General features: G+C 66.2%; 21 protein-coding genes and 1 pseudogene. 14 read left to right on the top strand and 8 right to left on the bottom strand.

Going from position 1 to position 25,871, the window contains the following annotated elements; all coding sequences use genetic code 11:
* Nucleotides 1–106 precede the first annotated feature (106 nt).
* The 3 genes from ACQEV8_RS04080 to ACQEV8_RS04070 are packed head-to-tail and all read left to right on the top strand — an operon-like array spanning nucleotide 107 to nucleotide 3,937.
* Entirely contained in the window at nucleotides 107–1,165 is a 1,059-nt protein-coding gene (locus ACQEV8_RS04080) for a substrate-binding domain-containing protein (RefSeq protein WP_432957389.1), read from the top strand.
* Complete coding sequence (locus tag ACQEV8_RS04075) at nucleotides 1,158–2,738, top strand: sugar ABC transporter ATP-binding protein (protein WP_432957387.1); 1,581 nt, start codon at nucleotides 1,158–1,160, stop codon at nucleotides 2,736–2,738. Before ACQEV8_RS04080 ends, ACQEV8_RS04075 begins: the two co-directional genes overlap by 8 nt.
* 20 nt (nucleotides 2,739–2,758) lie before the next feature.
* A complete protein-coding gene (locus ACQEV8_RS04070) occupies nucleotides 2,759–3,937 on the top strand; it encodes an ABC transporter permease subunit (protein ID WP_432957385.1) in 1,179 nt (392 codons plus the stop codon).
* 199 nt (nucleotides 3,938–4,136) lie between these two features.
* Here ACQEV8_RS04070 and ACQEV8_RS04065 read toward each other — a convergent pair whose 3' ends face one another.
* The 4 genes from ACQEV8_RS04065 to ACQEV8_RS04050 all read right to left on the bottom strand — a co-directional run bounded on the left by ACQEV8_RS04065 (nucleotide 4,137) and on the right by ACQEV8_RS04050 (nucleotide 7,625).
* Entirely contained in the window at nucleotides 4,137–5,087 is a 951-nt protein-coding gene (locus ACQEV8_RS04065; RefSeq protein ID WP_432957383.1) for an alpha/beta hydrolase, read from the bottom strand.
* A gap of 188 nt (nucleotides 5,088–5,275) precedes the next feature.
* On the bottom strand, nucleotides 5,276–6,046 hold the full coding sequence (locus tag ACQEV8_RS04060; RefSeq protein WP_432957381.1) for an IclR family transcriptional regulator: 771 nt from the start codon (nucleotides 6,044–6,046) through the stop codon (nucleotides 5,276–5,278).
* Nucleotides 6,047–6,250: 204 nt separating this feature from the next.
* Nucleotides 6,251–6,814, bottom strand: coding sequence for a carboxymuconolactone decarboxylase family protein (locus tag ACQEV8_RS04055; RefSeq protein WP_432957379.1), 564 nt, complete (start codon nucleotides 6,812–6,814; stop codon nucleotides 6,251–6,253).
* A 43-nt stretch (nucleotides 6,815–6,857) separates the two neighbouring features.
* On the bottom strand, nucleotides 6,858–7,625 hold the full coding sequence (locus ACQEV8_RS04050) for a glucose 1-dehydrogenase (protein WP_432957377.1): 768 nt from the start codon (nucleotides 7,623–7,625) through the stop codon (nucleotides 6,858–6,860).
* A 363-nt stretch (nucleotides 7,626–7,988) separates the two neighbouring features.
* On the opposite strand from ACQEV8_RS04050, the gene ACQEV8_RS04045 reads away from it, so the two are divergent.
* Entirely contained in the window at nucleotides 7,989–8,705 is a 717-nt protein-coding gene (locus ACQEV8_RS04045; RefSeq protein WP_432957375.1) for a GntR family transcriptional regulator, read from the top strand.
* A gap of 146 nt (nucleotides 8,706–8,851) precedes the next feature.
* Here the strand turns inward: ACQEV8_RS04045 and ACQEV8_RS04040 are convergent, their stop codons facing one another.
* The 3 genes and pseudogenes from ACQEV8_RS04040 to ACQEV8_RS04030 all read right to left on the bottom strand — a co-directional run.
* The gene (locus tag ACQEV8_RS04040; protein WP_432957373.1) at nucleotides 8,852–10,273 is read right to left on the bottom strand and encodes an MmgE/PrpD family protein; all 1,422 of its coding nucleotides are present in this window, start codon (nucleotides 10,271–10,273) and stop codon (nucleotides 8,852–8,854) included.
* Between the two features lie 86 nt (nucleotides 10,274–10,359).
* A complete protein-coding gene (locus ACQEV8_RS04035; RefSeq protein ID WP_432972428.1) occupies nucleotides 10,360–10,884 on the bottom strand; it encodes a cupin domain-containing protein in 525 nt (174 codons plus the stop codon).
* 615 nt (nucleotides 10,885–11,499) lie between these two features.
* Nucleotides 11,500–11,883: pseudogene (locus ACQEV8_RS04030) on the bottom strand (alcohol dehydrogenase catalytic domain-containing protein); the annotation flags it as partial.
* 225 nt (nucleotides 11,884–12,108) lie between these two features.
* Between ACQEV8_RS04030 and ACQEV8_RS04025 the strand changes: the two are divergent.
* The 3 genes from ACQEV8_RS04025 to ACQEV8_RS04015 all read left to right on the top strand — a co-directional run bounded on the left by ACQEV8_RS04025 (nucleotide 12,109) and on the right by ACQEV8_RS04015 (nucleotide 16,789).
* Nucleotides 12,109–13,578 carry an aldehyde dehydrogenase gene (locus ACQEV8_RS04025; protein ID WP_432957371.1) on the top strand — a complete coding sequence of 490 codons (1,470 nt, stop codon included), beginning with the start codon at nucleotides 12,109–12,111 and terminating at the stop codon, nucleotides 13,576–13,578.
* A 93-nt stretch (nucleotides 13,579–13,671) separates the two neighbouring features.
* Nucleotides 13,672–15,684, top strand: a complete 2,013-nt coding sequence (locus tag ACQEV8_RS04020; RefSeq protein WP_432957369.1) for an FAD-dependent oxidoreductase — start codon at nucleotides 13,672–13,674, stop codon at nucleotides 15,682–15,684.
* A 70-nt stretch (nucleotides 15,685–15,754) separates the two neighbouring features.
* Nucleotides 15,755–16,789, top strand: coding sequence for an NAD-dependent epimerase/dehydratase family protein (locus ACQEV8_RS04015; RefSeq protein WP_432957368.1), 1,035 nt, complete (start codon nucleotides 15,755–15,757; stop codon nucleotides 16,787–16,789).
* A 175-nt stretch (nucleotides 16,790–16,964) separates the two neighbouring features.
* Here the strand turns inward: ACQEV8_RS04015 and ACQEV8_RS04010 are convergent, their stop codons facing one another.
* Nucleotides 16,965–18,206: an ROK family protein gene (locus ACQEV8_RS04010; protein WP_432957366.1), complete on the bottom strand. Its 1,242-nt coding sequence runs from the start codon at nucleotides 18,204–18,206 to the stop codon at nucleotides 16,965–16,967.
* A gap of 303 nt (nucleotides 18,207–18,509) precedes the next feature.
* Here ACQEV8_RS04010 and ACQEV8_RS04005 point away from each other — a divergent pair, with 303 nt between their 5' ends.
* The 7 genes from ACQEV8_RS04005 to ACQEV8_RS03975 all read left to right on the top strand — a co-directional run bounded on the left by ACQEV8_RS04005 (nucleotide 18,510) and on the right by ACQEV8_RS03975 (nucleotide 25,846).
* Nucleotides 18,510–19,814: an ABC transporter substrate-binding protein gene (locus tag ACQEV8_RS04005; protein WP_432957364.1), complete on the top strand. Its 1,305-nt coding sequence runs from the start codon at nucleotides 18,510–18,512 to the stop codon at nucleotides 19,812–19,814.
* Nucleotides 19,815–19,902: 88 nt separating this feature from the next.
* Nucleotides 19,903–20,853: a carbohydrate ABC transporter permease gene (locus tag ACQEV8_RS04000; RefSeq protein WP_432957362.1), complete on the top strand. Its 951-nt coding sequence runs from the start codon at nucleotides 19,903–19,905 to the stop codon at nucleotides 20,851–20,853.
* On the top strand, nucleotides 20,850–21,734 hold the full coding sequence (locus ACQEV8_RS03995; protein ID WP_432957360.1) for a carbohydrate ABC transporter permease: 885 nt from the start codon (nucleotides 20,850–20,852) through the stop codon (nucleotides 21,732–21,734). The genes ACQEV8_RS04000 and ACQEV8_RS03995 overlap by 4 nt, the downstream gene beginning before the upstream one ends.
* Before the next feature lie 60 nt (nucleotides 21,735–21,794).
* A complete protein-coding gene (locus ACQEV8_RS03990) occupies nucleotides 21,795–22,556 on the top strand; it encodes a sugar phosphate isomerase/epimerase family protein (RefSeq protein ID WP_432957358.1) in 762 nt (253 codons plus the stop codon).
* Complete coding sequence (locus ACQEV8_RS03985; protein WP_432957357.1) at nucleotides 22,553–23,671, top strand: Gfo/Idh/MocA family protein; 1,119 nt, start codon at nucleotides 22,553–22,555, stop codon at nucleotides 23,669–23,671. The genes ACQEV8_RS03990 and ACQEV8_RS03985 overlap by 4 nt, the downstream gene beginning before the upstream one ends.
* The gene (locus ACQEV8_RS03980) at nucleotides 23,668–24,813 is read left to right on the top strand and encodes a Gfo/Idh/MocA family protein (protein ID WP_432957356.1); all 1,146 of its coding nucleotides are present in this window, start codon (nucleotides 23,668–23,670) and stop codon (nucleotides 24,811–24,813) included. The genes ACQEV8_RS03985 and ACQEV8_RS03980 overlap by 4 nt, the downstream gene beginning before the upstream one ends.
* A 28-nt stretch (nucleotides 24,814–24,841) precedes the next feature.
* Nucleotides 24,842–25,846 (top strand): sugar phosphate isomerase/epimerase family protein, encoded by a 1,005-nt coding sequence (locus ACQEV8_RS03975; RefSeq protein WP_432957354.1) that lies wholly within the window; start codon nucleotides 24,842–24,844, stop codon nucleotides 25,844–25,846.
* Nucleotides 25,847–25,871 lie beyond the last annotated feature (25 nt).

The following is a 25,871-nucleotide window of genomic DNA, read 5'->3' as shown; positions in this document are numbered from 1 at the left end:
AGCCCCACAGGCGCCATCCAGAACCCTTGACACCCCTCCTGGCGCGACCCACAATGCGTTTCGCCCATATTAAATATTATGCACGCCGTGCAGGAGGCTGGGCCACGTGATCACTTCACGCATCACCCCTATACGCCGGTCCGGCATTTTGATGCTGGCTCTGCTGACCGTTGCCTCTCCACTTCTCACCGCCTGCGGTGGAAAGGCCGCAGGTTCCTCCGGCAAAGGCGTCCTGATCGGGGTCGCCTTCCCGTCACAGGCTCAGGAGCGAGTGGGATTCGAAACAAAGATCCTCAAAGAGGAGGCGGAGAAGAACGGCGACAAGGTCATATTCAACTTCGCCGAGGAGAACATGGCCACGCAGACCAGCCAGGTCGAAAGCATGCTGCAGCGTGGCATCAAGGTTCTCGTGCTGATGCCGGTGGAGGCCGAAGCGGCCGCGCCGCTCGTGAGAGAGGCCGAGAGCCAGGGCGTGAAGGTCGTCACCTACGACCGTCGTGTCGTCGGAGCTCCCGTCAGCTTCCACATCGAGCGCAACAACTACGAGAATGGAAAGCTGCACGCCGAATCCGCTCTCGCCGCCAAGCCGACCGGCAAGTACGCCATCATTCGCGGCGACAAGGCCACGGTCGCCGAGAACGACATGTCGAAGGCGTACGACAAGCTTCTGCTACACAACCCGAAGATCCAGGTCGTCTACGACAAGAACATCGTCGGCTGGGACTCCGCGGCAGCGCAGAAGGCCGCCGAGGCGGCACTGCAGAAGGACCCGGACATCGCCGCGTTCATCGTGATGTGGGACAACGGCGCACAGGCAGTCGCCCAGGCAATCAAGTCGGCCGACAAGAAGCCGGGCGCTGTGTGGGTGACCGGGACGGATGCCTCCAAGCCCAGTCTGAAGTTCATCGCCCAGGGGTGGCAGGGAGAAACGGTCTGGACTCCGGTCGACGAGATGGCACGCAATGCCGCCGATCTGGCGCACGACCTGGCCACCGGCAAGGAGCTCCCCAAGCCGGACGCTGTGGTGGACGGTGTGAAGACCGACTACGTGCAGCTGACGAGTATCACGAAGAACAACCTGTGTGACTTCGTCAACGGCGTCGCTCCAAAGGGATGGATCACCGCGCAGGAGGTCTTCGGTTCGGCAGGCGGCAACTGTGGCTGACACGAGCGCTTCCCCTGGCGGCCGCCATGTGGCGGTCGGCGAGGCGCGGCTCCTGATCGGACGCGGCCTTGAGAAGGCGTACGGACGGACCACTGTGCTCAAGTCGGTCGACGTCACCGTGCGTGAGGGCGAGGTCCTGGCCGTCGTCGGCGAGAACGGCGCCGGGAAGTCGACACTCATGAAGATCCTTGCCGGCGTCATCGGCCACGGCGACTACGAGGGCACCGTCGAACTCGGCGGCGAGCGCTGTGAGTTCACCTCTCTGCGAGCGGGTGAGGAAGCCGGAGTCGTACTGGTTCCGCAGGAACTCCACGTCGTGCCGCACCTGTCGATCGCGGAGAACATGTTCTCGGCTCATCTGCCAGGTCGCTTCGGTCTCTACGACAAGGGCCAGGCCGTCGCACAGGCGCGAGCGGCGCTCGCTCTCTTCGACCTGAAGGTCGACCCGCGGCGACCGGCATCCGCTCTGACACCCTCGGAGCGCAGGCTGACCGTCCTGGCCGCCGCCCTCCACCGCTCGGCGAAGATCCTGATCCTCGACGAGCCCACGGCCGCGCTGACCGACAGTGAGACCGAGGTCCTTCTGGAGCGGCTGCGTCAGTGTCGCGAGGCCGGGCTCGGGGTCTGCTACATCACGCACAGGCTGGATGAGCTGGACCGCATCGCCGACCGCGCGATGGTCCTCCGCAACGGCGCACTGGTGGCACAGTTCGACGAGATCCCGTCCCGGCCGCAGCTCGTGAGCGCGATGCTGGGAGAGACGTTGAAAGCTCGCCAAGCCCTTGCCGAGCGTGTTGCCGGCGTACGCAGTGACGAACCCGTGCTCCGTGTGCGCGAGTTGAACGTTCTCACCGCCGATGGCAGCAAACGCGCTCGAGTGGCCGGCGTCGACCTCGACGTCTACCCAGGTGAGATCGTCGGCCTCTACGGACTCGTTGGCGCTGGCCGTACCGAGCTGGCGCGTGCGCTGTACGGCGTCTGGCCCGGCAAGGCCACCGGCGAGTGCGAGATCGCGGGATCGACAGGCTTGCCGGCGAGGTCGCACGAGGCGGTTCGTCGCGGCTTGTCGTTGCTCGCCGAAGACCGGAAGTCGCAAGGAATACTTCCGGGACAGTCGGTGGCCAACAACATGACTGCCTCGATGCTCGGCGATGTCGGCCGGATGCGCTGGTTCGTCGACAAACGCAAGGAGCGTCGTCGGGTCGACGACCTCATCCAGAAGCTCGGAGTGCGACCCCCTCGCCCCGACCTACCGATCGACTCCCTGAGCGGCGGCAACCAGCAGAAGGTGCTCCTCGGGAGATGTCTGGTCGACGATCTGAAGGTTCTCATTCTGGATGAGCCCACGCTCGGGGTCGACATCGGCGCTCGGCGAGACATCTACGAGTTGGTCAGGACCATCGCGCAACAGTCGCAGGTCGGAGTTCTGCTCATCTCCAGCGACGTGGACGAGATCCTGACGGAGTCGGATCGCATCCTCGTCATGTACAAGGGTCGGCTGAAAGGTGAGTTCTCACGGGAAGCCACTGCCCACGATCTGTTGTCCGCCGCGACCGGAGCCTCGTCATCATGAACACTCATGGAACTGCGACCTTGGACGCCCCCCAGAAGAAGTCCTCCGCCCAGCGGGCACGTGGGGCGCAGAGCGCTGTCCTCCGTATCCTCACCACCCGCTCGACCGTGCTCGCGTTGGCCGCCCTCGTTCTGATCCTGTACTTCGACCAGGCGTCCGGAGGGCTGTTCATGACGCCGACGAACGCGTCCCTGCTGCTGCGTCAGACTGCCGTGGTCGCAGTGGTGGCGTCCGGAGTGGCGATCCTGATCATCATGGGAGAGATCGATCTGTCGGTCGGCAGCGCCGTCTTCCTGACCGGGCTCGTCGCTGCGAAGTGCCAGGTGGCGGGCTGGGGGCTGATACCCAGCATCCTGGCCGCGCTCGCCGTCGGCGTCGCCCTGGGACTGGTCCAGGGCGTCGTCGTGACTGCTCTTGCAGTACCCGCGTTCGTGGTCACGTTGGGTGGACTGCTCCTGTGGCGCGGCGTCGGCCTGATCTGGACCGACGCAGCGTCGATCGGCCCGGTCGACCCCAACTTCAGCTCCATGACCGAGGGAAGGACACCGACCGCGCTCGCCATAGGACTCGCAGTCGCAATCGTGGCAATCGTCGCCTGGCGTGCGGTGGTCAAGACAGCCCACACTGCGGTCACCGGCCAGGCGCGAATGGTGGCGATCGGCTCGCCGGTGGCTGTGGCGGTGCTGGCGGCGCTGCTCCTTCTCTGGGTCACTTTCGGTGACGCCGGCTTGCCCAACGCGATCCTGTGGATCGCTTCCATCATGCTGATCCTGGGACTGATCCTGAACGCGGCAAAGTTCGGACGCCGGGCGTTCCTGCTCGGTTCCAGCCGCGACGCGGCCGTGTACGCGGGCATCAACGTCCCGCGCACCGTCATGGTCGGCTTCCTGCTGATGGGGGCGATCTACGGCATCGCCGGCGTCATGCTGATCGCTCGCGTGGGAACCTCGACCGCGGATTCGGGTGTGAACATCGAGATGGTCGCCATCGCAGCCGCGGTGATCGGTGGAAACTCGCTTCGCGGCGGAATGGGCTCCATCCAGGGAGCTGTTCTCGGAGCGTTTCTGCTGTCCACCATCGACAATGGGATGAGCCTCCTGGGTGTCTCCACCTACGCGGAAAACGTCGTCAAGGCGCTCATCCTCGTGCTCGCCGTGGGCATCGACGGCTACTTCACTCGTCGCCAGTCATTGAGGTAGCGCGGCGGCTCGGTTCGCCGCGCCCTGCTCTCCCTGGACACCGCAAGCGAGATGCGCGACCTTCCACCGTCGTCCGTGGTAGGGACCATGAGAATGGCCCCACCACGGACGATGTCTTTCACGATGGTGGAGCCAAAAGGCCCTTCCCCCGGCTCGCACCTGGAGGGAACGGCCACGAGCCGGGGGACCGGAAGCCTCGTCAGATCGAGTTCAGGATGCGATGCCGGTTCGCGCCGGCCCGCCGGGAGATCTCAGCCGTCGGCACGAAGGCCTCGAACGCGTGGGGGGCACGCGGTATGACGTGCAGCTCCGTGCTGACGCTCGCAGCGTAGAGCTTCTGGGCGTAGGCGATGCTCTCGTCCCTGAAGATGTCGAGCTCGCCCACTTCGACATAGGCGGGCGGGAGCCCGGAGAAATCCTTCAACCGTGCTGCGGCGCCGTAGGGGGAGACGTCCGGACCGCCGACCGCGGACCCCAACAAGGCGCCCCATCCCGTGATGTTGTCCTCGTAGCTCCACGGGATCCAGGTGGAGAACCCGGGTTCGGGTGTCGTGTTGCGGTCGTCGAGCATGGGGTAGATCAGGATCTGCCTGGCGATGGCAGGGCCCTCGTGGTCGCGTGCGTAGATGGCGAGGCTCGCGACGATGCCACCACCGCCGCTGTCCCCCATGACCGCGATACGGTCGGGGTCGACCCTCAACTCTGACGCGTGCTCAACGAGCCACTGAAGCCCGGCGTAACAGTCCGTCACAGGGATCGGCGCCGGGAACTCCGGCGCCTTTCGATAGGCGACCGACAGGAACGGCACACCGGTGGCCGAGACGTACCGCGCGACGGGGCCGTCGTAGATCTCCATCCGGCTGGCGATCATCCCGCTGCCGTGGGCGTACAGCACCGCAGATCCCGGGGTCGCTTCGCCCTTCGTGTACCACCGCAGGACTATTCGGGCGCCGTCCTGTGTGGTGGTCTCGTAGTCCCTGATGTTGACGTCGCCAGGTGTCGGCAGCTGTTCGAACATCATCAATTGCATCTTGTCGAAAATGGCGCGGCGGGAGACGACATCGTCTACCGCCATGGGTTCCACCTCACCAAAGCCCTTGAAGAGGGTCTCAACGCCTTCAGCGATCTCTGGATCCAACGAGAAAGACAAATGTCGTCTCCTTTACAGAAGCGCCTCAAGACCGTTCGGTCAGCCCCGAGCTGAAGCGGAATATATGATATGTGGAACGCTACTTCGACGGTCTGCGCTCGTCAATACTGCTGAAACGTCGGAGAAACGAAAGGCGATGGCACGTTCAGCAACCATCCAAGGCCTGCGGTAAGCGGCTTCTCGTGCCCTTACGCCCGTCCGTGCTCGCTGATCCGCTGCGACAGTGCGTGGGCTTCGCTCAGCAGGAGCTTCCCGATTTGCTGCTGTCGCGGTGGTGTAAGGCGGGCCTCGACGCCGGTAATGCTGAGCGCCCACCGCGGCGAGCCTTCTCGGTCGAACACAGCAGCTCCGATTCCCCAGCTTCCCGGCACGATCAGTCCAGGGTTGACGGCATATCCCATGCGCCGCGTCCGCCCGATCTGATCCGTCAGCCGGTCGCGGTGGTGCGCATCGCCGTAGACCGTTGCCAGATCAGTGTCGCGCAGGTACTCGGTCTGTTCGCGGGTGTCCAGGAACGACAGGATCGCAAGTCCAGCCGAAGCGACACCGAGAGGAAAACGGATGCCCTCATAAAGAACGTGTGACCGAATCGGGAAACTGCCGTCCTCGCGCAACAGGCATACGGTCTCATCGCCCCGGCGAGCGGAGAAAAAGGCACTCTCCCCGGTTTCCCGCGCCACTCGCCGCACGGTCGAGCGCGCTATGTCGGTCGCGTCATGGCGAGCACTCGCGACGAGCCCCAACAAATAGATCTCTGGACCCAGATGCCACTTCCCCGAGGCGTCGTCCCGATCGGTGAGGCCCTCGGATCTCATCGAGCTGAGCAGTCGGTGTGCCGTCGGTCGGGCAAGCCCGGCAGCACGTGCGATGACCGTCGTGGTCGCCCCCGCCGGTTCATGAGCGGAGAGGGTGCGGAGCAGCACGCTGACCCGACCGACGACATCGATCGCGCTGTCCATGGAAACCCCTTACCCGGTGCGTGCATTCAGTGGACGCCGTTCTGCGACGGTCACTCTCCCAACTGCCCTGCAGGCACAGACCGACACGGACGCGCTGTTGTCCAGTCAGGCCGCCGAAGGTGACATCACGACCCGGAAGTGGCCGCCGGCACTGAAGAGTGGGGAGTCCAGGCATCAGTCCTGTGGGCGACCACGCATGGGGGCTCAGTCTCCTGGCGGCACTCCGATGTCGAAGAGATTGAGAAGCTGAGCCAGGGTCCGGTAGTACCCGACAAGGACGACCAGCTCGATCAGTGTCGACTCACCGAGTGGGGTACGCAGATCGATGAACTCCGATTCGTCCACCGGCAACCAGTCCTGGTTCAACAGTCCGCACAGCCGGTACGCCGCAACCTCGACGGGGTCGATCCCTTCGAACTCGCCACGGGCGAGGCTCTCGATTTCGAGCTCGGTCAGTCCTGCGGCGCGGCCTACCCGCTCATGAGCGTAGGCCTCGAACTCGCACGAGGTCGCTGCGGCGACGCTCAGGATCGCGATCTCACGGACACGCGCCGTCAGGGAGGTCCGATAGCGAATCGCGGCGCCGAGGTCTTGTAGGGAGCGCCCTATTTCAGGAACGTGCAGCATGATGCCGAACGGCCCGGTCAGGGCGCCCGTGGCGTCGACCAAGGGGAAGTGCTGAGGACCGGCCGATCGAGGGCCCGAAACGATCTGCTCGTAGAGGGCACGCTGAGCTCCGTCGAGATGGTCCGGCGTCAGTCCGGCCAACCTCAGGGGCGCCTCCTCTGACATTGGCTTGTTCATCGATCCCCTACTGAGCCACGTAGCCGCCGTCGACGGGAAGGGCCACACCGATGACGTAGCTGGCCCCGGGGCTGCACAGCCATAGAACGGCCGAAGCGATCTCCTCCGGTCGACCAACCCGACCGATCGGTGATTTGGCCAGGGCCTCGGCCAGGACGAGGTCCCCGTTCGCGACCAGGTCGTCGACCATCGGGGTGTCAAAGGTGCCGGGACAGACGGCATTCACTCGAACGCCCTGAGACGCGTACTCGACGGCCGCGCTCGTGGTGAGACCGACGACGGCGTGTTTCGCCGCATGATAGGTGGTACGCCTGGGGGCACCCACGAGGCCGCTCAGGGACGAACAGTTCACGATCGCGCCGCCGCCTTGCTCACGCATCTGCCTGAGCTCATGTTTCATGCATGCCCATACGCCGCGCGCGTTGACCGCGGTGACGCGGTCGTAGTCCTCTGCCCGTTCGTCCGCTGTGTCCGTCGACGGCGAGATGATCCCCGCGCTGTTGAAGGCCATGTCCAACCGACCGAAGGTCTGCACGGTCTTGCGGACCATCGCCTCGACCTGGGCCTCGTCGCAGACGTCGCAGACGATGCCGAGAGCCTCATGCCCAGCGCTCTTGAGGGCCTGCTCGGTTTCGGCGACCGCGGCTGCGTTCACGTCTGCGACGACAACTGCCGCACCCGAGACAGCGAACTGCTTCGCCGTCGCAAGCCCGAGGCCAGAAGCCCCACCTGTCACGAGGGCGACCCGCCCCGAAAAGTCGTACGTGGGATTCAATGGTCCTCCTTCTTCGTTCGCGCTACGTCGGATGTCCGGTCGGCGACTGTCGGGATCACTTATGCGCCCACGCCCGGACCGGAGCACCCGAGGCCGATCGCGGCATACGGCACGGGCATCGAGCCCTGGTGCCAGGTCACTCTCCCCATCACGATCGATGGTGAGTACGCCATCAGAAGGATCCTATACATTATATGTGATCTGAGTCCATGGCTGGTGAGACACGGATCGCTGCAAGGCGGCCGGCAAGCGGCGGGCGGGGGGCCATGCTTGCCGTCGCACTGCGCAAGCGCTGATCTCGTGGCGGCTGCAGGCCATGCCATACAGTGACCGCACGAGATATATGAAACATTCCACGCGGGGATGGAGGACGAAAACGTGGACGCCGCGTCGAACAGTACGCCGCCGCCTCGCCGTAGGACTGCCGCGCGCAAGCAGCTGCCGGAAGAGGTTGCCGCCTACGTCCGGGACCTGATCACCTCGGGCGAGGTTCGGCCAGGTGAGTTCCTTCGGATCGAGCGCATCGCCGAGGCGGTCGGCGTGAGTCAGACGCCGGTACGGGAGGGGCTGCTCGCCCTCAAGAGCGAGGGCATAGTCAACCTCCTCCCGCGCCGGGGATTCGTGGTCGCACCGATCACCCCACAGGACATCACCGACCTGTTCTGGGCCCAGGCACAGCTTGCCAGCGAACTCGCGGCCAGAGCTGCCGAGAAGATCACCGACGCCCAACTGGAGCGTCTCAAGGTGAACATCGAGCAGTACGCGACCGCAGTGACGTCGGGAGACTGGGAACGCATCCCCGAAATCGGGCTCGAGTTTCACCGCGAGGTGAATCGAGCCGCTCAGTCCCACCGGCTCGTCCTGCTCCTGGACACGATCATGGCGAACCTGCCAGGCCGCTACTACGCCGCCGGCAACCCGAAGCAGACGGGCGCCGAACATCCTGAGCTGCTGAGGGCGCTCCAGGAACGCGACCCGGAGCTCGCACGCCGCCTGATGACCGATCACATCTCGTCCCAGGGATCTCGTCTGATCGGCATCCTGGCCGAGCGGGGGCTCTGGGCCGAGAGCACCGACTGATCCGATCCCATTTGCCCGCGAACACCTTGCTCGTCCACTACGTCCTGGACGCCACCGAACCCGCGGCGTCCAGGACGGGCTTGCGAGCGCTTTCGACCGGCCGTACCGGCCGGCCTGCCGGTGGGATCCAGTCCCATAGCACGAGTTCAGCTGCCTCCGAGAGACCGGATGACAGTCGAGACATCGTCCACCGACTCGAGGTTCATGATTCCGTCGACGACTTGGTTCGCGGCCTCGTCCACGAGCACGCCTTCGGCGTTCCGCCGGAACTTGGCGACCAGCTCCTCGTCGGACATCCCGATGCCGCCGTTGGCACCAGGCGTGCCCCGAGGGTAGAGCAGGTCCGCCGAGAACGTGCGGCCCCGGGCATCGATCTCGATCCGTGACGGCCGTGCGGCCGGATCAGTCGAAATCATCGTGACCCAGTCGGGGTGCACCTCGTACATGACCTTGTCCATCAGCGACAGGATGTCGGGGTCGAACACCACCTCAGTTGACTGCCACGCCCTGCTGGGGGGAATCCGCTGGGCGCCAACCGCGAGGCCGTGGGCAATACTGAACTGTGCGTCGACAGGGTGACTGATCGCGTGGGTGAGCCATGAGGACCGGTCGACATGGCCTTCCCCCCAGGCGCGGATCGCGTCGATCTCCGAGGCTCGAAGCTGGTGTTCATCGAGAGTGTCGATGAGGAGATCGAGCAATCCGTGTAGGGCACGGCAGTGCGGATAGTGCTTGAACGAGTTCTCGCGATGAAAGTTCCAGTCGGTTCCGAGTCCGGCGGTGAGACGCTCGGGCTCCCACCGCTTCGTGCCGATGAACCTCGGATAGCCGAACTCACGGTCGTCGAAGACGGCTGGATCACCTCGGTGTCCGTAGGACGCCATGAACGACGCCGTCAGTGCGGCTTGCGCCACCGGACCTGCCATCGTGTACTTGATCGTCGACACCGGAATGTGCTCGAGCCAGGAGCGGTGCGAGTTCACCGGCGTGATGCTCGCCGCGATCGCCAGCGCCTGTGCCGTCATGTCGGCCGACACACCACGAAGACGCGTGACCGCTGCGACCGCCCCGAAGACCGTGCTCGTGTATCCCAGTATGGGCGGCATCGAGATGACGCCGTCCTGCGTGTCGCGGATGTAGTCCATCGCCTTGCCGAAGCGGTTGGACAGCTCGTGCGAGATGGCGACGGCTAGAACCAGATCGCGCCCCGACACCTGGTCGGCCTCTGCGACGGCGAGCGCGCCAGGCAGTACGTACGGCGATACGTGCCCTGGAGGCAGTACCGCGTCGAAGTCGAGCGCATTGATCAGTTCACCGTTCGCGAAGGCCGCGCCGAAGATCGAGGATCGCTGCTTCGCACCGAAGATCGTCGCGACGTCCTGGTCTCCGCCGAGTGCCTGCGCGTACTGAATGCCGATCTGGCCCTTGGTCTCGCCGACCGCCGCGACGGCACATCCGATCGAGTCCAGCACGATGCGCTTCGACTCGGCCAAAACGTCCTCAGGAACCTCCGCGAAGTCGGTATCCGAGACGAACTTGGCCAGCTGCTCTGCGATGGGGGCTTGCATGCATGTCCCTTCGTATCGCTGAATCTGTACATAATATATTTGTCTTGCTCGGATCGTTGCTCGTCACGCGCCACCGGGTGACGCGTTCAGCCCTTCCGGTGCGTCCCCACCATGACCGAGGCAACGGTGCACGGCTGATCGGACTCGTTCCGCCAGTTGTGCCAGCCACCACGCATGATGATCACGTCACCGGCCCTGACCGCGATCTCTCCGCGTTCGAGCTCCATGACCACTTCACCCGAGAGTACGTGGACGTAGTCGACCGAATCGGAGATGTGCATGCCCGGCTGCTCCGGGTCGAAGGCCTCGGTGAAACCTGAGCTCTCGTCGATCGTGGCGTCCTGAAGCGAGGAGGGCGTCCCGCCTTCGCCCTCTCCGGAAGTGTTGGGCAGGAACGTGAAGAACCGGAACCGCGTCCCGCCGGGCCCAGGGAACCATGGGTCGCTGATCTGCTCCGGGTTCTGACCGGGACCGACCATGGGGATGCCGTCGGCCGTCCCCCACAGCTGCGTGACGGTGAAGACCGGGTTGCCACCCTCGTCGTGCTCGGTGTGCGATTCGTGCACCTGCACGTCGAAGTCGGACATGCTGTCGGAGGCAGTGGAGGTCACGATGACTCGGGTTCGTTCGGGGTGATGCATCAGAACTTCCCTTTCATGGTCAGATCCGCGAGACAGCCCGGCGGACGGCGGAGAGGTCATGCAGGTCGCAGCGACCCGGTCAGGGAACGAAGACACCCTTCCCCGACGTCTGCTTCTCGGCGAGCTCGTAAGCCGCATCGGCTTCCGCGAGATGCCAGCGATCGGTGAACAGAGCATCGACATCGACGTTCCTCTGGACCACGAGGTTCGCACAGTCCTCCATGGCGGGAACCGACAGTGTCCACGAGGGCACGCCGGTGATCTGCCCTTGTAGAGATGCTCCGTCAGGTCGAAATGGATGGTCGAGCCCACTCCGACCCAGCACGCCACCCCCGCAGGTCGAGCACGTGGAGAGCGGCCTGAGTGGCCGAGGAGGCCCCCGACGTCTCGAGACATGTCGAGCGCGATCACGCGAGCACCGAGCGCGCGCACGAGCTGGGTGGCCGCCAGCCCGACGGGGCCCTGGCCGAACACGACGACGGTGTCGTCGCCATGGAGTTGCAAGCGCTTCACGCCCCCCCAGGCCGTCCCGGTCCCGCAGCTGATCGCCGCCGCGGCGAGATGGCTCAGCCCGTCGGGCATGGGCAGAACGGTTCTCATCGGAACGCAGATGTACTCGGCATGGGACCCCGGAGTAGTCGCACCCATGGCCGTTGCGCCTGCGCGACACATCCGGGTCCACCCCGACCGGCACTGGTCACACCGTCCGCAACCGACGTAATGGTGCACCATGACTGGACGGCCCACCCACGCATGCGGAACCTGAGAGCCTCGCCCCACCACGACCCCGGCCGGCTCGTGGCCGGCGATCGTCGGCGCCTCCAACTTGGGCCCGCGGAAGGTGTGAAGATCCGAACCATACATCCCGGAGGCCCTGATCTCGATGACGACTTCATCCGGAGCGGGTATCGGATCGTCGACCGTCTCGACCGGCAACTCTCGCTCGGCGTAGAACACAATCGCCTGCATAGGAACCGCTCCTCGGTGGGCGCTGCCCTGCTCCTGGGTCTTGCGGGCGAGGGTGGTGGAAATATAATATACGGTTTGTTTCAGGGTCAACGCCTAGCGTTGCAACGTCACGTCTCGCTGAGACAGGCGGTTGCCCGGTCCAGGGATCACAGCCTGGCGGCTTCGCGTTGCCGTCGATACGTGTCGATCCGTGGGGCCGGCACGCACGCATCGAGAGGGTCCAGGATGACCGAGTACGCAGTGAACAGCCACGACCGGCTGTACATCGGAGGCGACTGGGTGACGCCCGCCGGCCAGGATCGCATTGAGGTCATCTCCCCCGTCACAGAAGAAGTCATCGCGACGGTTCCGGCAGGCACTCGGGCAGATGTCGACCGCGCGATCGCAGCGGCTCGGACGGCGATGGTCTCGAACCCGTGGGCGTCCATGACCCTTGAGGACCGGATCGCTGTCCTTGAGCGGCTTCGCGACCTGCTCGTGAAGCACTCCGAAGAGCTGGCCCAGGTCATCACCGAGGAGATGGGCTGCCCAATCTCACAGTCGCGGGCGATTCAGGTGGTGAATCCGGTTCGGATCCTCGATGGCTACATCGAGGCCGCAACCCGCTACCCCTTCCGGTCGATCCGGCGCTCAGAGCACGGCCAGGCGCTCGTTCTTCGCAATCCGGTCGGCGTGGTGGCCGGAGTCGTTCCGTGGAACGTCCCTCTTTCGCTCACGATGCAGAAGCTGGCCCCTGCGCTGCTCACGGGGTGCACCATAGTGCTCAAGCCCTCGCCGGAGACTCCCCTCGACGCGTACGTCGTGGCGCGACTCCTCGAAGAGGCCGGATGCCCCCCGGGCGTCGTGAACATCGTTCCAGCCGATCGGGAGGTCAGCGAGTACCTGATCGGTCACCCCGGCATCGCCAAGGTGACGTTCACCGGGTCCAGTGCTGCAGGCCGGCGCATCGCGGAACTGTGCGGCAAGGACCTCCGGCGAGTGACTCTCGAGCTTGGAGGGAAATCGGCGGCCGTCGTGCTTCCCGACGCGGACCTCGACCTCACCGTCGAGGCGCTCCGGCTCGGCAGTTTCCGGAACAACGGTCAGATCTGCACCCTCAAGACGCGTCTCGTCGTTCCTGCCAATCTGCAGGACGAATTCATCGATCGGCTCAACGGCATGATCGACACGATGACCATCGGCGATCCGCGCGACAAGGAGACGCAGATCGGCCCGCTCGTCAGCGAGCGGCAGCGCACCCAGGTCGAGGGCTACATCAAGGCCGGGCTGGCCGAAGGTGGCCGCCTCGTCCGCGGGGGCGGCCGGCCTGACGTCGATCGAGGCTGGTTCGTCGAACCGACGGTGTTCGCGGACGTGGACCAGGACGCGACGATCGCGCAACGGGAGATCTTCGGGCCAGTCGTCTCCGTCATTCCCTACGCCGACGAGCAGGAGGCGATCGAGATCGCCAACAACTCGACCTACGGGCTCAACGGCGCCGTGTTCACGACCGACATCGACCGCGGCCTCGAAGTGGCGCGGCGCATGGAGACGGGAACGGTCGAGCTGAACGGTAGCTCCGCCGGATTCCAGGCCCCCATGGGTGGCGTCAAGTACAGCGGTCTGGGGCGCGAGTTCGGCCCAGAAGGCATTGACCCCTTCGTCGAGTTGAAGTCCATCGGTATCTCGTCGGCGATCGCCGAGTCCCTGGCCTAGAAGTCACAGCTCCGAGCAACTACGAGCGGGCCAGCCCGGCATCAAAGAATATTTTATCGATCATGCATGGCGCTGAGAATGGAAGAGAAGACGATGCCCAGCGAACACGATGAAATCGGCCTCTTTCGGAAGGAGCTGGCCGAGGCGCTCCCCTCCGCGAACATTCCCACGCTACTCCTCCTGCTCTACCAGTTCACCGGCGAGGAGCGTTGGCTCCTTGCGCCGTTCACTCCTGAGGCCAGCCGCTGGGACGACAACGACTCTGGCGGCCTCCCACCCGCCATACAGGAAGAGGTCCGGTCCGCCGCGCTCGAGGCGATCGTCGCGTGGAAACAGAGCGGCCAGATCGAAAAGCCCCGCCCGACAGCCGACGAGCTCATCAGGATGATGACGGTGTCGGAGGCTCAGCCCATCCCGGCCGACTACGCCCAGCTCATGCTCCACAAACTCAACAGGTACGCCGGGGAGGCGCCGAGCCCCATCGGCCTGCCCGAAGACTTCAAGGTACTGATCATCGGCGCCGGCATGTCCGGCATCGCCGCAGCCTTCCGACTCCGGCAGGCCGGAGTCGAGTACACCATCATAGAGAAGCAGGATCAGGCCGGCGGTGTGTGGCACTCGCACCACTACCCGGGCTGCGGGGTGGACACCCCCGGTCACCTGTACTCGTACAGTTTCGCCGACGGCGACTGGACCACGTTCTTCCCGCTCCAGGGCGAGGTCGAGGGCTATTTCCAGGGTGTTGCGAAAGCCAGCGGTGTCCTGGAGGAGGTCCAGTTCGGCACCGAATGCGCCACCACGCGCTACAACGAACAGACCCACACCTGGCATTCGCTTCTGCGGCGCTCCGACGGAAGCGAGGAGACGCTGGTCACCAACGCGGTGGTGTCGGCGGTGGGCGCCTTCACCACGCCCAAGTGGCCTGACATCCCGGGCCTCCACGACTTCGACGGGCCGGTCGTGCACACCTCCAAGTGGGCCCCGGACATCGACCTGGAGGGCAAGCGCGTCGCGGTCATCGGCAACGGCGCGAGCGCCATGCAGCTCGTGCCGGCCATCGCCGACACAGTCGGCTCTCTGACCATCTTCCAGCGATCGCGTCAGTGGGCGGCGCCGTTCCCGAAGTTCAGGAAGCCGGTGCCCGAAGCGGTCCGGTTCCTGTTGCGCGAAGTGCCGCAATACCAGTGGCTGTACCGGCTGCGGTTGAGTTGGATCTTCGACAGCCAGGTACACGAGGCGCTCCTGAAGGACCCGGAATGGAAGCACCCGGAGCGTTCGATCAACGCGACGAACGAGGGCCACCGCGAGGTCTTCACGCGCTACATCAAGGACCAGCTGGCCGATCGTCCGGACCTGGTCGCGAAGGTCACCCCGACGTTCCCGCCGTTCGGGAAGCGGATGCTGCTCGACAACGGCTGGTACAACGCGCTGAAGAAGCGGCATGTGAAGCTGGTCGACGAGGGTGTCACCGCCGTCAACGGCCGGAAGGTCAGCAGCACGGGTGGCGAGGAACACGAGGTCGACGTCCTGATTGTCGCCACCGGATACGACGTGGCCCGGTTCCTCTCGCCGGTCGAGGTGGTAGGTCGGGGCGGCACGAGCGTTCGCGAGGCTTGGGACGACGACGACTCCCGCGCCTATCTGGGCACCGTTGTTCCGCAGCTCCCCAACTTCTTCATGCTCTACGGCCCGAACACCGCGCTCGGACACGGCGGCAGCTTCATCTTCACCGTGGAGTGCCAGATCGACTACGTGTTGTCCGCCCTTCGCCAGATGGCCCAGCACTCGCTGCGTGAGATCGAGTGCCGGAGCGACGTCTACGACGCCTACAACGAGAAGATCCAGGCGATGCACCAGAAGATGATCTGGAGCCACCCGGGAATGTCCACCTACTTCCGCAACTCCCGCGGTCGCGTCGTCACCAACAGCCCGTGGCGGCTTCTGGACTTCTGGAACCTGACGCGCGAGGCGGAGCTTGCGGACTTCGTGACCGTGCCCCCGGTCGGGGCCGTCGACTCGCCGCGCCGGCAGATTCCGGACCACTTCGCCTATGACCGCGCGGCCACCGAGCCGTTCCACTTCCAGCCGGGCTCGACGTCGGCGTGACACCCGTCGGCCCCGTTCCGGCGCGCCGCCGATCCATCGAGCGGCTTGCGCTTCGCACAGGAGGTTCCTCATGTCAGTGCTCGTGACCGGTATCGGTTTCGTCGGCGGCTATATCGTGCGCGACCTCGTCGAAGCCGGCGAGGACGTCGTCCTGTACGGGCTCTTCGGCGGAAGCCCCGAAGGCACCGGCGAGTACCCGGACATCGACAACGCTCGCTACCTCGTCGGGAACCACGGATGGGACCGGGTCACCGTCGTCGTCGGGGACATCCGCAATCGCGAGCTCCTCAGCCGCACGATCCGGACACACGGCGTCACCGGCATCATCCACCTCGCCTCGCTGGTGGCAGCCGCCTCTGAGCTGAACATTCCGCGCGCGATCGAGGTGAACGTCGGCGGCAGCATCAACGTCTTCGAAGCAGCACTCGAGAACGATGTGGAACGCGTGGTCTGGGCCAGTTCCATCAACGTCTACGGGCCTCGTTCGATCACCGCCACCGGGGCGATCGACGACACCAGCGTGCTCGACCCGCAATCCACCTACGGCAGCACCAAGGCTTTCGTGGAGCAGATCGCTCGCCGCTACCACGTGAACTCCGGCCTCAGCGTCGTCGGGCTCCGGCTCGGCAAGGTCTACGGCTTCGGAGAACACGTCAAGGCCGGCCGTGGCGGCGGAAACACGTGGTTCATAAACCTGGTCGAGAACCCGGCACGCGGAATCGGGCCGTCGGTCGTTCCTTTCGGCGACCGGAGCCTCGGCTTCCACTACATCGAAGACGTCGCGCGTTCCTTCCTCACTGCGCTCGCGTCTCGTGACGGCGGTGGCGAGAGCTTCGTGACGTCCGGCGACTACCGGCCCATCCGCGAGGCGTTCGAGTTCGTTCGCAAGGCTCTTCCGGATGCCGACATGGAGCTCGTCGACGGCGGCGAGGCCGCCGGCCTCAAGGCGGGCTCGGAGACCAACTGGGCCCTCCGCTACGACGCCTCCAAGGCGAGAGACGTACTGGGCGTCGCGCCGCGTTTCACCATGGAGGAGGGGCTCCATCGCACGATCAGCACCTATCGCGAGTACGTCGGCCTGCCACCCGTCGAAGCTCTGAAGTGACTCTGCCGTTCCCGCTGTTCCCCCGGCGCGCTCGACGCGCTCCTTGACCGGGGTGCTCAACACAGCACTGAAGGCGGCCTGTTCGGCATCACTTGATACGTACGCCCATCGGTCCGCCACCCTCCAGTGGACCGATGGCTCAGGGCCCGAAGTCGCTGCGCCAGGTCGGGCGAGGTCATCCGGCGTCTGCAGCGCTTGCTAGTTCGGCCTCGATTCCGTCCGGCGAGAGGACGTGCTGACAGACGAGATGACTCGCACCCATGGTGGCCGCCTGGTCGCCGGCACGTGAGAGAACGATCCGGAGATGGGTCGTCGCGAGCGGAGGTGAGCGGTGATAGACCACCTCGCGCACCCCTGCCATGAGGTGCTCACCGGCCGCCGCCATGGAGCCGCCGATCACGATCATGCTCGGGTTGAGCAGGTTGACGCACGTCGCCAGGACCTCGCCGATGTCACGCCCCGCCTGCCGCAAGGCCTGGATCGCGGTGACGTTGCCGTTCTCGGCGAGCGCGACGACGTCAGCGCCGCTCGCGGCGTCCAGGCCCTCCGCGGCGAGCGAGCGGGCGACGGCGGCTCCGGACGCGATCGCCTCAAGGCACCCGGTGTTGCCGCAGCGGCAGACGGTGTCCTCCCCGCGGGCGGCACGGACGTGGCCCAGGTCGCCCGCGGTGCCGTCGCATCCGCGCTGGAGCTGACCGCTGCTGATGACTCCGGAGCCGATGCCGGTGGCGACCTTGACGAACAGAAGATTGTCCACGTCGGGCCAGAAACCCGCCCGCTCCCCGAGGGCCATGATGTTGACGTCGTTATCGACCAGGACTGGCGAGGGCAGGGATCGCCGGACGAAGCCGACGACGTCGAACCCGTCCCAGCCGGGCATGATCGGAGGTTTGACGGGCCGTCCCGTCGTGTGCTGGACGGGGCCTGGAAGGCCGATGCCGACGCCTGCGAGGTGGTCCGGCCGACGGCTTTCGGCGAGCAGGCGCTTGCCGGAATCGACGACGTACCCGAGCAGCGCGTCGGGTCCCGCCGCGACCGGCATGTCCGCGCGCTCCTCCGCGAGCACCTTGCCGTTCAGATCAGTGAGGGCCACTCGCACGTGGCTCGCGCCGATGTCGACCGCCAGCACTGTGCGGGCCTGGGGATCGAATGCGAAGCGGGTGGCCGGCCGGCCACCGCTCGACCGGGCGTCGCCGACCGGGACAACAAGCCCGGAGCGCAGGAGGGGGTCGACCTTGCCTGCCACCGTCGAGCGCGCGAGGCCCGTGATCATGGCGAGCTGCGAGCGCGTCCAAGCTCTCCCGTCGCGGAGGAGTTGGAACAGATCGCCGGCACGAAAGGCTCCGGTGACAGGCGGCTGCTCACCCTGGGTGAGGTGATCGTGCACTTGGTGGCCTTTACGTCGCTGTTCTGCCATAGGCGGAGTATCCCACAAGCAACTTTGAACGAATTGGCTTCAAAGCTTGGAAGACTCTTTCGAACTTTGTCTTGCTCTCCGTCAAAAGCCCCCGTAGGGTCCGGCACAACCGCGGTGAAGGTTGGAAGAACCCCAGCCCGCGCCAGCCGATCAGAGCTGCTGCCACAGCCCACGGTCCGGGACCCGGCTCCGAAGACTCGCTGTGCCACCACCACGCGATCCCTACGGTCCCCGCCCTACAGGGCCAAAGCTCCGCATCCCCCGCATCCCGCGTCCACCCCCTTCAAAGAAGAAGGAACAGCTATGCGATCCACCCGTACCATTTGTACGCGCCGTGGCTTCCTGGGCCTCGCGGCCGTCGCTGCGGCAGCACCCGCGCTTGCCGCGTGCGGCGGCGGCTCCAGCTCCTCCGGAGGCGACGGCACCATCAAGTTCTGGGACATGCCGTGGGGCGTCCCGGCCTACAACGACGCCGCGAAGAAGGTCGTCCAGGCGTACGCACCGGCGTCCGGCAACCTCAAGGCGAGCTACCAGACCATCCAGTGGAGCAACTTCTACCAGACCTTCGCCTCGGCCATAGCGTCGAAGACCGGTCCGGCGGTGTCCACCGGCGGTGGCTTCCAGGCCTTCCAGTTCGAGCAGCAGGGCCAGATCGCCTACGCGGACGGCGTCATCGACGCGCTCAAGAAGAACGGCCGCTATGGCGACTTCCTCCCGGGCGTCCTCGAACCGTTCAAGTCGGACAAGGGCTACGTGGCCGTCCCCTGGGGGATCGACATGCGTGTCCTGTGGTACCGCAAGTCGCTCTTCGACAAGGCCGGCGTAGACGTCCCAACCGACTGGCCCTCGCTGCTCACCGCCGGCAAGGCGCTCAGGGAGATCGGCGTCAGCGGCTTCGGAACAGGCTCGGGCTCGGGCAATTACGCCGCCAACCACCTGGTGCTCGCCATGATGATCAACAACGGCGGCGGCGTCTTCTCTCCCGAAGGACAGCTCGACCTCATGAACGACCGGAACGTCGAGGCCATCGAGTTCATGCTGGAACTCGTCTCGAACGGCGTCATCGACCCGGCCGCCGTGAGCTACACGGTCGACGACATGCTGGGCCAGTGGAAGAAGGAGAAGGCCGCCTACGGTCTCTACTTCGCCGAGCTTCCCGGGCGCGCGGGTGTGAAGGCCGACGACACCCTGGTGGCCAGTCCGCTGACCGGCCCGCACGGCGACAAGGCCGTCCTGATGTTCCTGAACAACATCATGATGTACAAGAACACGCCGTCGCAGGCGTCCTCCGACGCCTTCCTCGTCTACTACCTGGACCAGCTCAAGCTGCTCTGGCAGCAGAAACTGGTGTCGCTGCTCCCGGTGTTCAAGTCCATCACCGAGATGCCCGAGTTCACCGACGACCCGGGCAACGTCAAGATCATCAAGGAGTACGTCCCGATCGGGAAGACGTTCGCGGCGCGGAGCACCGCGCTCAACGCGGACCTCGCGGTCCTCGACGGCGGCCAGGCGCTCACACAGTTCGCCCAGACGGTCATCACCGGCAAGACCGGCGCCAAGAGCGCGCTACGCACCTTCCAGTCCGGCCTGCAGTCCGTCCTGAAGTAGGCGGGTCATGAAGACTACTACGTTCAACCGTGCCCAGCTCCGCCGCAGTGAGGCGGCAGCCGGAGCCGGAGAATCCCGCACCGTCAGGATGTCTGGGCTCGCGAAGGCCCACCGTGGTGTCGCTCCCGGCGGCCCGGGGCGGGCTCCCGCCAAGCCCAACCACAGGGGCAAGCTCGGGGCGCAGACGACGAGGACGTACTTCTGGCTGGTCATGCCGTCTGTGCTCCTCCTCGTCCTCATCCAGGGCTATCCGCTCGTGTACGCCGCCGTCCAGGCGACCCACGACGGCTCGCTCATCCAGTCCGGCAGCTTCGTGGGACTGGACAACTTCACGAACGTCCTCACATCCCCCGCGTTCTGGAAGGCCGCGCGGTTCACCCTGTTGTTCACGGTCGTCGGCGTGTTCGGCTCGTGGGCGGTCGGCCTGGGGCTCGCCCTGCTGCTGCGCACCAAGATCCCGGCACGAGGCGTGTTCAAGGTGCTCCTTCTGTTGCCCTGGGTCGTGCCGATCGTGGTCTCCTCGACCGCGTGGAACTGGCTCGTCTCCACCCCCACCAGCCCCATCCCGACCCTGTGTCGCGCCCTCGGTCTGGGCACCCCGCTCTTCCTCGCCGACCCGAACCTCGCCGTCGTCACCGTGTGCGTCTTCAAGATCTGGGTGAGCTTCCCGTTCATGATGATGATGTCGTCCTCGGCGCTGGCTTCGGTGGACGGGACCGTGTACGAGGCCGCGAGCATGGACGGGGCGAACCGTCGACAGCAGTTCACGCGGATCACCCTGCCGCTCATCGCGCGGTCCACGTACATCAGCTGGATCCTGATGACGATCTTCTGCGTCAACGACTTCCCGACCATCTACCTGCTCACCGGCGGCGGTCCGGTGGACTCGACCAGTTCCCTGGTCGTCTACGCGTACCGGATGGTCTTCCAGAACTTCCAGACCGGCCCCGGTGTCGCGATCGCCTTCCTCATGACGATGACCCTCGTGGTCGTCTCGGTGATCCTCTACCGCCAGATCCGAAAGTCGAGCGTCGCATGAGTATCGTTGTGCACACGCACGCGCCCTCAGCCGGCGCGACGAGCAGCCGGGGGGCGTCCCGCGCGGTCTCGGACGCCGGTCTCCGCGGGCGCTGGTGGCGCTTCGCCCTGCTCCTGGTCATCACGGCCATCGTCCTCGTACCCGTCGGCGTCGTCCTCGTCCTCGCCTTCACCCCGGGCGCGCAGAGCACGTCGACCGGCGTCACCTTCGAGAACTTCAGCCACGTCTTCAAGGACACCCTCGTCCTGACCTGGCTCGGCAACAGCCTGATGACCACCCTCGCCACGGTCGTCGTCTCGGTCGTCGTCGCGGCGCCCGCCGGATACGTCCTGTCGCGAGGGCGTGGCCGCGCCGTCTCGGGCTACTCGCTCCTGCTGTTCGTCGTGCAGTCCCTGCCCGTCATCACCGCGGTCGTGCCGCTGTTCATCCTCTTTGCGAAGATCGGTCTCGTCGACAACCTGTTGGGGCTGACGATCGTCTACGTCGGCTCGACGATGAGTGTCGCGACGTGGATGATGGCCGCCTACTTCGACTCGATCCCGATCAGCCTCGAGGAGGCGGCCTGGATCGACGGGTGCTCGGTGTTCGGCTCGTTCACCAAGGTCGTCCTGCGCAACAGCCTCCCCGGGATCCTCTCGACCGCGATCTTCGCGTTCCTCCTCGCCTGGAACGACTACCTCGTGGCCGTGGTGTTCCTGCGCTCGCAGGAGATCTTCACGCTCCCGATGGGTGTGCAGTCCTTCTTCCAGCAGAACATGACCGACTGGGGGTCCGTCATGTCCGTCGCCATCATCATGATGCTCCCGCCCGTGATCATCTTCGTGGCCCTCAACAAGTACTTCAGCGTCGGCGGCATCGGCGGCTCCCTCGCGGGCCGCTGACGGTCCTGACGACCGCTCACGCACCCCTCTTCCTCCCCCTCACCTTTCTGCGAGGACATCGTGAACTGCTCTGTCCAGCTGTACACCGTCCGGGACGCGGCGCAGGCCGATCTGGCCGACACGATCCGGCGCCTGGCCGAGATCGGATTCACCCACGTGGAGCCCTACAACTTCGCGGCCCAGGCCGAGGAGCTCGCCGCGGCGCTCGCCGCGGCCGGCGTCACGGCACCGACGGGCCACGCACCGCTGCTCTCCGACCAGGATGAGATCTTCGCCGCCGCCAAGCGTCTCGGCATGGGCATCGTGATCGATCCGTTTCTCCCCGGCGAGCACTGGCAGGACGCCGAGACGATCCGCGGCACTGCTGCCCGCCTCAACGCGGCGGCCAAGAAGGGCGCCGAGTACGGAATCCGCGTCGGCTACCACAATCACTGGTGGGAGTTCGAGACGAAGATCGAGGGCGTCTCCGCGCTGGAGTTCTTCGTCGGCCTGCTCGACCCCGAAGTGGTCCTGGAGATCGACACCTACTGGGCCGCCGTGGGCGGAGAGGACCCGGCGGCACTGCTCAGGCGCCTGGGTGAGCGCGTGGTCGCCGTCCACATCAAGGACGGCCCGGCGACGCAGGACATGATGGCCCAAGTACCGGCGGGCCAGGGGACGATGGACGTCTGGGGCATCCTCGGCGCGGCGAGCTCACTCGAGGTCCCCGTCCTCGAGTTCGACGACTACGCCCACGACATCTTCGACGGCGTGTCGGCATCGCTCCGCTATCTCCAAGCAGGCCCGCCCGCTGAGTCGGACGCAGAGGCGGACGCCCGATGAGCCGCGGACCACTCGGGGTCGCCGTCATCGGCGCGGGCGTCATCAGCGCGCACTATCTCGACCATCTCACCTCGTTCCCGGACCTCAAGGTCCACGTCGTCGCCGACATCCTGCCCGAGGCCGCCCGGGCACGTGCCGAGCAGTTCGGGATCGCCGAGCACGGCACCCCTGAACTCGCGCTGGAGCACCCGGATGTGGAGATCGTCGTCAACCTCACCATCCCGGCCGTACACGTCGAGGTCGCCACCGCCGCGGTGCGCGCGGGCAAGCACGTCTGGAGCGAGAAGCCCTTCGCGCTCGACCGCGAGAGCGGCCGGGACCTGCTGCGGGAGGCCGCGGAGGCGGGAGTACGGCTCGGGTGCGCGCCGGACACCTTCCTGGGCGCCGGCCTGCAGTCGGCGCGCCGGGTGATCGAACGCGGCGACATCGGCGTACCGCTCACCGCCCAGACGGTCTTCCAGACCCCCGGGCCGGAGTCGTGGCACCCCAACCCCGCGTTCCTCTACCAGCACGGCGCGGGCCCGCTCTTCGACCAAGGCCCTTACTACCTCACCGCTCTCATCCAGACATTCGGCAGCGTCCGCCGGGTCGCCGCCCTGGGATCGAAGGCCCGGGCCACCCGCGTCATCGGGTCGGGCCCCAAGGCAGGCCAGACGTTCGACGTCGAGGTCCCCACCTACGTGAGCGCCCTGGCGCAGTTCGACGGCGGCGCCTCCGCGCACAGCCTGTTCAGCTTCGAGTCCCCCCATGCCCGTTACGGCTTCGTGGAGATCTCCGGCACCGACGCGACGCTCCGGCTGCCGGACCCGAACTACTTCGACGGCGAGTTGCAGATCTGCCGCACGGGGGAGGAGGAGTGGACCACGCTGCCGACCGCCGGACCGGCCGACGGCCGCGGCATGGGCATACTCGACATGGCACGGTCCCTCCGGGCCGGTCAGCCGCACCGTGCCACCGGCGAACTCGCCCACCACGTCGTGGACACCATGGTCTCGATCGCGGAGGCGATCGACTCGGGCACGTTCGTCGACGTCACCAGCTGGGCACCGGCCTCCGCGCCCCTGCCCGAGGACTGGGCGCCCACCGAAGCAACTATCGAAGGAGTTTCCGTATGACGGCAGCCGGAGATCCGAGCGGGTCGGCCCCGCTCGGCGTCGCGATGATCGGCTACGCGTTCATGGGCAAGGCCCACTCGCAGGCCTGGCGGAACACAGCCGCGTACTTCGATGTGCCGGCGATCGAGCAGCGCGTCCTCGTCGGCCGGGACGCCGGACAGGTCGCCGAGGCGGCGGCCCGGTTCGGCTGGGCGGAGACCGCGACCGACTGGCGCGACGTCATCGCCCGGGACGACGTTCACATCGTGGACATCTGCACGCCGGGATGGACGCATGCGGAGATCGCCATCGCGGCCCTGGAGGCAGGCAAGCACGTCCTCGTCGAGAAGCCCTTGGCGAACTCCCTGGCGGAGTCGGAGCGCATGGTCGCCGCCGCGCGGGCAGCCCGGGAACGCGGGGTGCATTCGATGGTCGGCTTCAACTACCGGCGCGTGCCCGCCCTCGCCTACGCGCGCCGGCTCATCGCCGACGGGCGGATCGGCACCGTCCGGCAGGTCAGAGCCTCCTACCTGCAGGACTGGCTCGCGGACGAATCCGCTCTTATGACCTGGCGGCTGCGGAGGGAGACGGCTGGGTCCGGGGCCCTGGGCGACATCGCCAGCCACGTCATCGACCAGATCCAGTTCTTGCTGGCCGACACCGTCACCGATGTCTCCGGACGCCTGCACACCTTCGTCGAGCAGCGGCAGGGCCCCGAGGGCGTTGAGGACGTCACGGTCGACGACGCGGCCTGGGCCACGCTGTCACTCGCCGGTGGCGCGCTGGCCTCCGTCGAGGTCTCCCGGGTCGCGCTCGGCCGCAAGAACTCGCTCCGAATCGAGATTTACGGCTCCCACGGGTCGCTCGCCTTCGACCTTGAGCGGCTCAACGAGCTCGAGTTCCTCGACGGCACCGGTGCCGTCGTCGAGCAGGGCTTCCGGCGGATCGTCGTCACCGAACCCGAACATCCCTACGCCGGTGCGTGGTGGCCTCCGGGCCACGTCATCGGATGGGAGCACACCTTCACCCACCAGATCCGGGACTTCCTCGTCGCCATCCGCGATGGCACCACCCCGAACCCCTCCTTCGAGGAAGGGCTGCAGGTCCAGCGCGTCCTGGCTGCGATCGAGGAGTCCGCCGCCGCCAAATCCGTCCGGCTGTGAACCGGGCACCATCCGAGGAGAAGAATCCATGCCCCGTCCCTTCACCCTGTTCACCGGCCAGTGGGCCGATCTGAAGCTGGAGGAGGTGGCCCGCTACGCGTCCGAGTGGGGCTACGACGGCCTTGAGATCGCCGTCTCCGGCGAGCATCTGGACGCCTGGCGGTGGGACGACGACGCCTACATCGCCGAGCGACTCGACATCCTCGAACGCCACGGGCTCAAGCTGTGGGCCATCTCCAACCACCTCAAGGGCCAAGCCGTGTGCGACGACCCCATCGACTTCCGCCACCAGGCGATCGTCGGATCCCGTGTATGGGGTGACGGCGATCCCGAGGGGGTGCGGCAGCGCGCCGCCGAGGAGCTGAAGAACACCGCCCGCCTCGCACGAGCGCTGGGCGTCGAGACGGTGGTCGGGTTCACGGGCTCCAGGATCTGGCAGTACGTGGCGATGTTCCCGCCCGTCCCGGCCCATGTCATCGACGCGGGCTACCAGGACTTCGCCGACCGATGGAACCCGATCTTGGACGTGTTCGACGAGTGCGGGGTGCGCTTCGCCCACGAGGTGCACCCGTCCGAGATCGCCTACGACTACTGGTCCACCCAACGCGCCCTGAAGGCCATCGGGCACCGGGAAGCCTTCGGCCTCAACTGGGACCCCTCCCACATGCTCTGGCAGGGGGTCGACCCCGTCGGGTTCATCACGGACTTCTCGGACCGGATCTACCACGTGGACTGCAAGGACACCCGCATGCGTATGGGCAACGGCCGCGCTGGGATCCTCTCCTCGCACCTGCCCTGGGGCGACCCGCATCGCGGCTGGGACTTCGTCTCCGCCGGCCGCGGTGATGTGCCCTGGGAGGACTGCTTCCGTGCCCTCACCGCAATCGGCTACGACGGACCCATCTCCGTCGAGTGGGAAGACGCCGGCATGGACCGTCTCGTGGGAGCGCCAGAAGCCCTGCGGACTCTGAAGCAGTTCGACTTCGCCCCCGGCGAGCAGTCCTTCGACGCCGCGTTCAGCAAGCAGACCTGACCTCGCGGGACAGGTCTCCCGCGAC

The sequence above is a fragment of the Streptomyces sp. CA-179760 genome, from assembly GCF_050937045.1.
Taxonomy (GTDB): domain Bacteria; phylum Actinomycetota; class Actinomycetes; order Streptomycetales; family Streptomycetaceae; genus Streptomyces.
Note: the sequence above shows the minus strand (reverse complement) of the source record. Positions and strands in the feature narration are given on the sequence as shown.

Bases quoted from the DNA above. Each gene is read 5' to 3' on its own strand.
- ACQEV8_RS04045 (WP_432957375.1), top strand. From the start codon at position 7,989: ATGGAGGACGAAAACGTGGACGCCGCGTCGAACAGTACGCCGCCGCCT.
- ACQEV8_RS03980 (WP_432957356.1), top strand. From the start codon at position 23,668: ATGACGGCAGCCGGAGATCCGAGCGGGTCGGCCCCGCTCGGCGTCGCG.
- ACQEV8_RS03985 (WP_432957357.1), top strand. From the start codon at position 22,553: ATGAGCCGCGGACCACTCGGGGTCGCCGTCATCGGCGCGGGCGTCATC.
- ACQEV8_RS04060 (WP_432957381.1), bottom strand. From the start codon at position 6,046: ATGGACAGCGCGATCGATGTCGTCGGTCGGGTCAGCGTGCTGCTCCGC.
- ACQEV8_RS04015 (WP_432957368.1), top strand. From the start codon at position 15,755: ATGTCAGTGCTCGTGACCGGTATCGGTTTCGTCGGCGGCTATATCGTG.
- ACQEV8_RS04000 (WP_432957362.1), top strand. From the start codon at position 19,903: ATGTCTGGGCTCGCGAAGGCCCACCGTGGTGTCGCTCCCGGCGGCCCG.
- ACQEV8_RS04025 (WP_432957371.1), top strand. From the start codon at position 12,109: ATGACCGAGTACGCAGTGAACAGCCACGACCGGCTGTACATCGGAGGC.
- ACQEV8_RS04005 (WP_432957364.1), top strand. From the start codon at position 18,510: ATGCGATCCACCCGTACCATTTGTACGCGCCGTGGCTTCCTGGGCCTC.
- ACQEV8_RS03995 (WP_432957360.1), top strand. From the start codon at position 20,850: ATGAGTATCGTTGTGCACACGCACGCGCCCTCAGCCGGCGCGACGAGC.
- ACQEV8_RS04010 (WP_432957366.1), bottom strand. From the start codon at position 18,206: ATGGCAGAACAGCGACGTAAAGGCCACCAAGTGCACGATCACCTCACC.
- ACQEV8_RS04020 (WP_432957369.1), top strand. From the start codon at position 13,672: ATGCCCAGCGAACACGATGAAATCGGCCTCTTTCGGAAGGAGCTGGCC.
- ACQEV8_RS03975 (WP_432957354.1), top strand. From the start codon at position 24,842: ATGCCCCGTCCCTTCACCCTGTTCACCGGCCAGTGGGCCGATCTGAAG.
- ACQEV8_RS04040 (WP_432957373.1), bottom strand. From the start codon at position 10,273: ATGCAAGCCCCCATCGCAGAGCAGCTGGCCAAGTTCGTCTCGGATACC.